The organism is Streptococcus mitis, assembly GCF_005844455.1.
GTDB lineage: Bacteria > Bacillota > Bacilli > Lactobacillales > Streptococcaceae > Streptococcus > Streptococcus mitis_BF.
The window spans coordinates 36,232-45,313 of sequence record NZ_SPGF01000011.1 but is presented as its reverse complement, the minus strand read 5'-3'; the positions used below and the strand labels follow the sequence as shown (position 1 = coordinate 45,313).

The following is a 9,082-nucleotide window of genomic DNA, read 5'->3' as shown; positions in this document are numbered from 1 at the left end:
CCTCATTTCTAACTTAAACGTCTCACACTTAATTCCACCATAAAAATCCGTTTTAGACTAATTTCCACTTTGACCAGGCAAGTGGAAGTTACTTTGAGAAGTTAGCAAAAAATAATAATATTCATTTATTGAATGCTAGAGAATTTTTTAGTAGTGAAAATATGATAAAATAGAAGAGATAATACATTAAATAAGGGAAGTAAAAATGGCAAGTAAAGAAAATGCAGAACGCAAGGAGCTGCATCGTAAAATTTGGGCGATTGCGGACGATGTTCGTGGTGCAGTAGATGGTTGGGACTTCAAGCAGTATATTTTGGGAATTCTATTTTATCGCTTTATTAGTGAAAATTTCAAAACCTATATTGAAGGTGGCGATGAATCAATTAACTATGAAGAGATTTCTGAAGATTTAATTACGCCTGAAGTTCGAGATGATGCCATTAAAACCAAGGGTTATTTTATTATGCCTTCGCAGTTGTTTTCCAATGTTGTCAAAACTGCTCGTCAAAATGAGCACTTAAATACAGATTTAAAAGATATCTTTGATGATATTGAGTCTAGTGCGATTGGTTATGCGAGTGAACATGACATTAAGGGTCTTTTTGATGATGTAGATACCAGAAGTAACAAACTGGGTAGTACGGTTCCGGAGAGGAATCAGCGCTTGACTCTGATTCTTGAAGGAATCGCAAGTCTTGATTTTGGAAACTTTGAAGATAACCATATTGATCTCTTTGGGGATGCTTATGAGTATCTAATCTCTAATTATGCTTCTAACGCTGGGAAATCTGGTGGAGAATTTTTTACACCGCAAAGTGTATCGAGACTCTTGGCGCGGATTGTTATGCTGGGTAAGAATGAAAAAAATAAAATCAATAAAATTTACGATCCTGCCTGTGGTTCGGGTTCGTTGCTTCTGCAAGCTAAAAAGCAGTTTAATGAGCACATAATTGAAGATGGATTTTATGGTCAGGAAATTAATATGACCACCTATAATCTAGCTCGGATGAATATGTTTTTACACAATATCAATTATGATAAGTTTAGCATTGAGCGTGGCAATACCTTACTTGATCCTAAGCATGTAAACGATAAGCCTTTTGATGCTATTGTGTCAAATCCACCATACTCTATCAAATGGATAGGAAGCGATGATCCGACGCTCATCAATGATGATCGCTTTGCACCTGCGAGTGTATTGGCGCCTAAATCTAAGGCTGATTTTGCTTTTATTATGCATAGCTTGTCATACTTGTCTAATAAGGGGCGAGCTGCAATCGTAACTTTCCCAGGTATTTTCTATCGTGGAGGTGCTGAGCAAAAGATCCGTCAATATCTAGTAGACAATAACTTTGTTGAAGCGGTTATTCAGCTACCAGACAATCTCTTTTTTGGGACCTCCATTGCGACCTGTATTCTGATTTTGGCAAAGAATAAGCCAACGACAGATATCCTCTTTATTGATGCAAGTAAGCAGTTCAAGAAAGAAACTAATAATAACGTCTTAACAGAAGAGAATATCGAAAAAATCTTAGCGAGTGTTGAAAAGAAAGAAAATGAAGATTACTTTTCTTCTATGGTGGCACAAGAAAAAGTAGCAGAAGCAGATTATAATCTTTCAGTGTCCACTTATGTAGAAAAAGAAGATACACGTGAGAAGATTGATATTGATGTGCTCAATAAAGAAATCGCTGAGACCGTGACAAAGATTGACCACTTTCGTGCAGAGATAGATAAGATTGTAGAGGAGCTTAGCCATGGCAAATGATGTGATTCTCTATAGAACAGATGACGGAGAGTCCGCTATTGAGCTTCACTTAGATAATGGAACAGTCTGGCTGACCCAACAAGAACTAGCTGAACTCTTTCAGACTTCCAAGCAAAATATTAGTAAACATATCAAGGCTATCTTTGATGATGGTGAATTATCGGAAGAGGCAACTGTCAACTATAAGTTGACAGTTCAAAATGAGGGGAATAGAAGTGTTCAGCGAAATGTTGCCTACTATAATCTCGATATGATTTTGGCGATTGGTTATCGAGTTCGATCTCCTCGTGGAATCCAGTTCAGACACTATGCTTCGACAGTTTTGAAAGAGTATCTGATCAAGGGCTTTGCTATGGATGATGAGCGCTTGAAAAACTTGGGTGGAGGCTCTTACTTTAAAGAACTCCTGGAAAGAATCCGAGACATTCGCTCAAGTGAGAAAGTCTTTTACCGTCAGGTTTTAGATCTTTTTGCGACATCAAGTGACTACAATGCAAATGCACCAGAGGCAAAGAAATTCTTTGCGACGGTTCAAAACAAGATGCATTATGCCATTCACCACAATACTGCGAGTGAACTCATTTATAACCGTGTCGATAGCGAAAAGGAATTTATGGGCTTGACCACTTTTAAGGGAGACTTCCCGACTCTATCTGAAGCAAAAGTTGCCAAGAACTATCTGACAGAAAAGGAACTCCGTGGGCTTAACCAGCTTGTATCAGGATATCTGGACTTTGCTGAGAGACAGGCAGAGCGAGAGGAAGTCATGACCATGGCGGACTGGGTGGCTCACGTAGATCGTATTCTTCAGGCTACGGGGGAAGACTTGCTGGATAATAGTGGTTCGATCTCTCGTGAACAGATGAAGCAGAAGGTGGATAAGGAATATAAGAGCTACCAAGCCAAGACCCTTAGTCAAGTTGAAAAAGATTACCTCAAGGAAATTAAAAGCATTGAAAATCTAGCCAAGGAAGGAGGTAAGTGATGAACATCCTAGAAGAAATACAAAACTGTCCTGTTGAATGGAAAGAGTTGGGGAAAGTGTGTGAAATTGTCAGAGGAAATGGGTTACAGAAAAAAGATTTTGTAGATGAAGGCGTGCCTTGTATTCATTATGGACAAATATATACATATTACAGTAGTTATGTATATAAAACGAAATCATTTATCTCTTTTTCTTTATCTGAAAAGTTGAAAAAAGCACAAACTGGCGATATTATTGTAGCGACAACTAGTGAAAATATAGAAGATGTGGGAAAATCTATTGTTTGGTTGGGAGATGGTGATGTATGCATTGGAGGCCATTCTTGTATAATGAGAACGAAAGAAAATCCAAAATATATAAACTATTATATGCAATCTATTTTCTTTCAAAAACAGAAAGAAAAGCAAGTCATTGGCACTAAAGTTATAGAGCTTTATCCTAAAAATCTATCAAAAATTAAAATCCCAATTCCTCCACTAGAAATTCAAGAAAAAATCGTGCAAATACTTGACAAATTTACCGATTATGTTACAGAATTGACCTCAGAATTGACCTCAGAATTGACCTCACGTAAAAAGCAATATTCTTATTATCGAGATAAATTGTTATCTTTTGAGGAGGAAGTTTATCAGGTTGAGTGGAAGACGTTAAATGAGTTTCTTAAAAAAGGGAAAGGAACTAAAATTACAGCTAGTCAGATGAAATTACTTCACAAAGAAGGTGCGCCAATCCGTATCTTTGCAGGAGGAAAGACTTACGCTGATGTGAACTATGGAGATATTCCCGATAAAGATATTCATACAGAAGAGGCAATTGTTGTAAAATCTCGTGGAATTATTGATTTTGAATACTGTACAGAACCATTTAGTTTTAAAAATGAATTTTGGTCATACAGTTCAGGCAATGAAAATATCAACTTAAGATATATCTATCATTACTTAGTTCATAATAAAGAACATTTTCAAAACATCGCTAATAATATGCAGATGCCACAAATTTCTAGTAATGATACTGAAAAATTCAAAATCCCAGTCCCCTCCCTCGAAATCCAATCTCGTATTGTTCAAGTTCTAGATAACTTTGATACTGTTTGTCATGACCTCAACATCGGACTTCCCAAGGAGATTGAACTTCGTCAAAAACAGTATGAATATTTTAGAGAAAAACTCTTGACATTCGTCGCCGAAGGCGTGTACACTAACAGTACAGTACAGACAAGACCTCATTAGGCTCTTGAACTGGGTATTTGGACCAATTCGAGTGGAGTTGGGAGCTATGGCTAAGATTGTTCGTGGTGCTTCTCCAAGGCCGATTTCAAAATTTATTACTGAATCTGAGAAAGGTGTACCTTGGATAAAGATTGGTGATGTTGAAAAAGACTCAAAATATGTTTCAAAAACAAAAGAAAGAATTACTCAAGCTGGAAGGGAGAAATCTCGTTTGGTACATAAAGGTGATTTTATAATGTCAAATTCGATGAGTTTTGGTCGCCCTTATATTTTAAATATTGACGGTTGTATTCATGATGGTTGGCTATCAATGAATGGTTTTGATGATGTATGTTTACCTGATTATCTGTATCATTATCTATTAACAAATACTATGCAATATATGATGAGGAAGAATGCATCTAATGGAACAGTTCAAAATTTAAATGCAGATATTGTTCGACAATTAATTATTATTTTACCGCCTTTATCTGTACAGTCACAGATAGTGTCTATTTTGGATAAGCTTGATACCTTAACCAACTCTCTTTCAGAAGGTCTTCCTAAAGAGGTAGAACAGAGGCAGAAACAGTATGAATACTGGCGGGAACAATTGCTAAATTTTGATTTATAGAAAAGAATAGGAAAGGGATATGGCAAAAGCGCTAAGTGATATTGCACAAGAGTTAAAAGATTCGAAACAGAAAGTTCAGCTGATCTACGCCTTTAATGGGACAGGAAAGACCAGACTCTCTAAAGAGTTTGCTAAGTTGTTTCAAGCTGAAGAAGGTGGTCTTACGAGAGATAAGATTCTTTATTATAATGCTTTTACTGAGGACTTGTTCTATTGGGATAATGATCTTGACGGCAATCGGGATTTTAAACTGAAAATTCAGCCAAATTCTTTTATATCTTGGATTATTCAAGAGCAGGGACAGGATTAGAATATTATTTCGCATTTTCAGCATTATACAAATGATAAAATGACACCTTCATTTCTTTTGTCAGATGGTCATATTCTTTTCACTATTTAAAGTGGTGATGGTGAGGATAGACTAAACGAACAAATTAAGTTATCCAAAGGTGAAGAGAGCAATTTTATTTGGTCTATTTTTTATACATTGCTAGAGCTAGTTATTAGTGAGCTTGATATACTAGAACCTGATGAACGTAGTACTAGAGAGTTTGATGATTTAGAGTATGTATTTATTGATGACCCGGTTTCATCATTAGATGAAAACCACTTGATAGAGGTTGCATCAAATTTAGGTAAATTAATTAGAACGAGTAAGTCTGATCTTAAATTTATAATAACAACTCACAATCCTTTATTCTATAACGTCTTATATAATGAGTTAAAAAATATTAAAAGGAATGAGAGATATAGTAAGCGAGCTATTGACGAAGAAACTGGAGAGAATAGAACCTATATTGACACCCGAAAGGTTCCTGATAGTAGTAGATTTAGATTTGAAAAATTAGGAGTTGGGTCATACGAGCTGATAAAACAACCAGATGACTCTCCTTTTGCTTATCATAATTTTTTAAGAAAGTCATTACATAAAGCTATAGAAGACAATTTGGTTTATAAATATCATTTTAATTTTTTAAGAAATCTTTACGAGAAAACAGCAACTTTCCTAGGGTATCAAAATTGGCAGGATTTATTGCCACGTGATAATGAAGGAAGTTTTAGTAACTATGAGTCAAGGATATTAAATATTTCTAGTCATTCTAAAGTATCAACCGAGGAAGATGAACTAGTAACCCTCCCAGAAACTGCGCTTTTAAAAAACCTGTTACAGCATTTAGAGAGCACTTGCAATTATAAGGAGTAATTATGTCTGAAAGTACATTCACTACAGCTATTGTTGAGTCAGATAATTTTATCATTTTAGAAAAGTATACCAAGCTAGAACAGCCTAGTCAGTATCAGACAGAGGCAGACTTGGAGAAGGAGCTGATTGCTGACTTGCGCCAGCAAGGATACGAGTATCTTACTTATTTGACGACCCCAGAGGCGCTTTTGGCTAATCTCAAGACCCAGATGGAAGTTCTGAATAATGTGGTTTTTACAGATGCTGAGTGGTTGCGCTTCTTGGATGAGTACCTCAATAAACCCAGTGACAGTTTGATTGATCGTACCAGAAAACTTCATGACAACTATATTTATGATTTTATCTTTGATGATGGGCATATCCAGAATATATATTTATGGGATAAGAAAAATATTAGTCGAAACAAACTGCAAGTCATTAATCAAATGAAGCAAGTTGGCACCAGTAGCAATCGTTATGATGTGACCTTGCTGGTAAATGGATTGCCTCTGGTACAAATTGAGCTCAAAAAACGCGGAGTCGCGGTTCGAGAGGCCTTTAATCAGGTGCACAGATATAGTAAAGAGAGTTTCAATGAGGAGAATTCTCTCTTTAAGTACCTTCAGATTTTTATCATCTCAAACGGAACGGATACTCGGTATTTTGCTAATACGACCAAGCGAGATAAGAATTCTTATGAGTTCACCATGAACTGGGCTTTGAAAAATAATAATCCTATTAAGGACTTGAAGGACTTTACAGCAACTTTCTTAAGTCAACAGACCTTGTTAAATGTTTTGATAAATTATTCTGTCTTTGATACTAATGACACTCTTCTCATCATGCGTCCTTATCAGATTGCGGCAACTGAACGAATCATCTGGAAGATACGTTCAGCTATTGCTTCAAAAATCAAAAGCGGTCCTGATACAGGTGGCTATATTTGGCATACTACCGGTTCAGGGAAGACCCTGACAAGTTTTAAAGCTGCTAGACTTGCTACTGAGATGGAAGAAGTGGATAAGGTTTTCTTTGTGGTGGACCGCAAGGACTTGGATTATCAGACAATGAAGGAGTACCAGCGATTTTCACCTGACTCAGTCAACGGTTCAAATAGCACTGCAGGACTCAAACGCAATATCGAGAAGGATGATAATAAAATTGTCGTGACGACCATTCAGAAGCTTAACAACTTTATGAGCAGTGAGAGTCATCATGAAATTTATCAAAAGCAAGTGGTTTTCATTTTTGATGAATGCCATCGATCACAGTTTGGTGAAGCGCAAAAGCGTCTCAGACAGAAATTTAAGAAATATTGCCAGTTTGGTTTTACGGGTACACCAATTAAGGTAGAGAATGCGCTTGGTTCCGAGACAACGGCATCTGTTTTCGGGCGTGAATTACATGCTTATGTATTAACTGATGCGATTCGAGATCAAAAAGTCTTGAAGTTCATGGTGGATTATAATGATGTTCGTCCGAAGTTTAAGTCAATTGAAAGCGAGCAGGACTTGGCCAAGTTGTCTGCAGCTGAAAATAAAAAAGTGCTGCTTCATCCGACTCGAATCGATGAAATATCTAGGTATGTCTTAGATCATTTTGATCAAAAAACGCATCGATTAACTGGTAAAGGTTTCAATGCTATGTTTGCTGTTTCAAGTGTTGATGCAGCAAAAGCCTACTATCAAGAGTTGCAAAATCAGCAAAAAGATTCTGAAAAACCATTGAAGATTGCGACTATCTTTTCCTATGCTGCGAATGAGTCTCAGGTGGCTATTGGTGAAATTGATGATGAGAGCTTTTCACCGACAGATTTAGCGGATATTAGTAGTAAAGAATTTTTGAGTAGCTGTATAGCTGATTATAATCAGTTATTTGGCACTAATTTTACGATTAACGGTAATGATTTCCAGAATTACTATCGTGATTTGGCTAAACGCGTCAAAAATCGGGAAGTGGATCTCTTAATTGTAGTTGGGATGTTCTTGACTGGCTTTGATGCACCGACTTTAAACACTTTATTTGTGGATAAAAATCTGAGATATCATGGTTTAATCCAAGCTTTTTCACGCACCAATCGAATTTATGATGCTACCAAGTCATTTGGGAATATTGTAACCTTCCGGGATTTAGAGAAGGCTACAACTGATGCTATTAAGCTATTTGGAAAGACTGAGACAGCAGAAGTCTTGCTCGAACGTTCTTATCAAGAGTATATGACAGGCTTTATGGAGGCCGGTGAAGAGCAAAAGGGTTATATGGACGTTGTTCAAGAGTTACAAGAAAAGTTTCCGGACCCGCAAGCTATCATTAAAGAGCGTGATAAGAAAGAATTTGTCTCGTTGTTTGGTCAATTTCTTCGTTTAGATAATATCTTACAAAACTACGATGATTTCATGAGCCTACGAGCTTTACAAGAACTTGATATCTCAGATGATAAGGCTGTAGAGGCTTTCAAGGAACGTTTCCATGTGGACGATGAAACTTTAGAGGAGTTATCTAGGTTAGACATCCCAAGTACTAGGGAAATTCAAGACTACCGTTCAACCTATAATGACATTAAGTCATGGTATGAGAATGAACGCCGTAATCGGGAAGATAACGAATCTAAAGTTGATTGGGATTCGATTGTTTTTGAAGTTGAATTACTAAAATCTCAAGAAATCAATCTAGACTATATCTTAGAGCTAATTTTTGAGACTAATAAAAAGGTTTCAGATAAGGATGAACTTGTTACAGAAATTACTCGGACGATTCGAGCAAGTCTTGGCAATCGAGCTAAGGAAGATTTGATAGTCGCTTTCATCCATGACTTTGATTTAGATAGTTTTGATGATAAATCAGATATCATTGAACAGTTCTTTATTTTTGCGCAAGGTGAGCAGAAAAGGGAAGCGGATGAGTTGATACGGATTGAGGGATTAAATGAACAAAGTGCTAAGCGCTACATACAAGCTTCGTTGAAGCGTGAGTATGCTAGTGAAAATGGGAATGATTTGAATGAAGCTCTGCCGAAAATGAGCCCACTAAATCCACAATATCGTACAAAAAAACAAACCGTTTTTCAAAAGATCAGTCGTTTTGTTGAAAAATTCAAGGGAATTGGTGGAGATATTTAAGAATTATTTGATTGAGTAACGAAATAATTCTGCCTAAACAATAAAAAAGTAGCTATCAAATGCACTTAATAGCTACTTTTTTATTATTCTAGATTCAATCTACTATATTTCTATACATTAATTTGAATTTCCCAATCAATTTGTTCACATCTTATTTCAATCTACTGTATTTTCTGCTTTTAGGA

General features: G+C 36.4%; 5 protein-coding genes and 1 pseudogene. All 6 read left to right on the top strand.

Going from position 1 to position 9,082, the window contains the following annotated elements; all coding sequences use genetic code 11:
- Window positions 1-205 precede the first annotated feature (205 nt).
- The 6 genes and pseudogenes from FGQ53_RS03695 to FGQ53_RS03670 all read left to right on the top strand — a co-directional run bounded on the left by FGQ53_RS03695 (window position 206) and on the right by FGQ53_RS03670 (window position 8,897).
- Window positions 206-1,768 (top strand): type I restriction-modification system subunit M, encoded by a 1,563-nt coding sequence (locus FGQ53_RS03695; RefSeq protein ID WP_138335860.1) that lies wholly within the window; start codon window positions 206-208, stop codon window positions 1,766-1,768.
- On the top strand, window positions 1,758-2,753 hold the full coding sequence (locus FGQ53_RS03690) for a virulence RhuM family protein (RefSeq protein ID WP_138335858.1): 996 nt from the start codon (window positions 1,758-1,760) through the stop codon (window positions 2,751-2,753). The genes FGQ53_RS03695 and FGQ53_RS03690 overlap by 11 nt, the downstream gene beginning before the upstream one ends.
- On the top strand, window positions 2,753-3,982 hold the full coding sequence (locus FGQ53_RS03685) for a restriction endonuclease subunit S (protein WP_138335856.1): 1,230 nt from the start codon (window positions 2,753-2,755) through the stop codon (window positions 3,980-3,982). The genes FGQ53_RS03690 and FGQ53_RS03685 overlap by 1 nt, the downstream gene beginning before the upstream one ends.
- A 46-nt stretch (window positions 3,983-4,028) precedes the next feature.
- Window positions 4,029-4,595 carry a restriction endonuclease subunit S gene (locus FGQ53_RS03680; RefSeq protein ID WP_229090296.1) on the top strand — a complete coding sequence of 189 codons (567 nt, stop codon included), beginning with the start codon at window positions 4,029-4,031 and terminating at the stop codon, window positions 4,593-4,595.
- Between the two features lie 19 nt (window positions 4,596-4,614).
- A pseudogene (locus FGQ53_RS03675) lies at window positions 4,615-5,799 on the top strand (AAA family ATPase).
- A 2-nt stretch (window positions 5,800-5,801) separates the two neighbouring features.
- Window positions 5,802-8,897 (top strand): type I restriction endonuclease subunit R, encoded by a 3,096-nt coding sequence (locus FGQ53_RS03670; protein WP_138335851.1) that lies wholly within the window; start codon window positions 5,802-5,804, stop codon window positions 8,895-8,897.
- The last annotated feature ends 185 nt before the right edge of the window (window positions 8,898-9,082 follow it).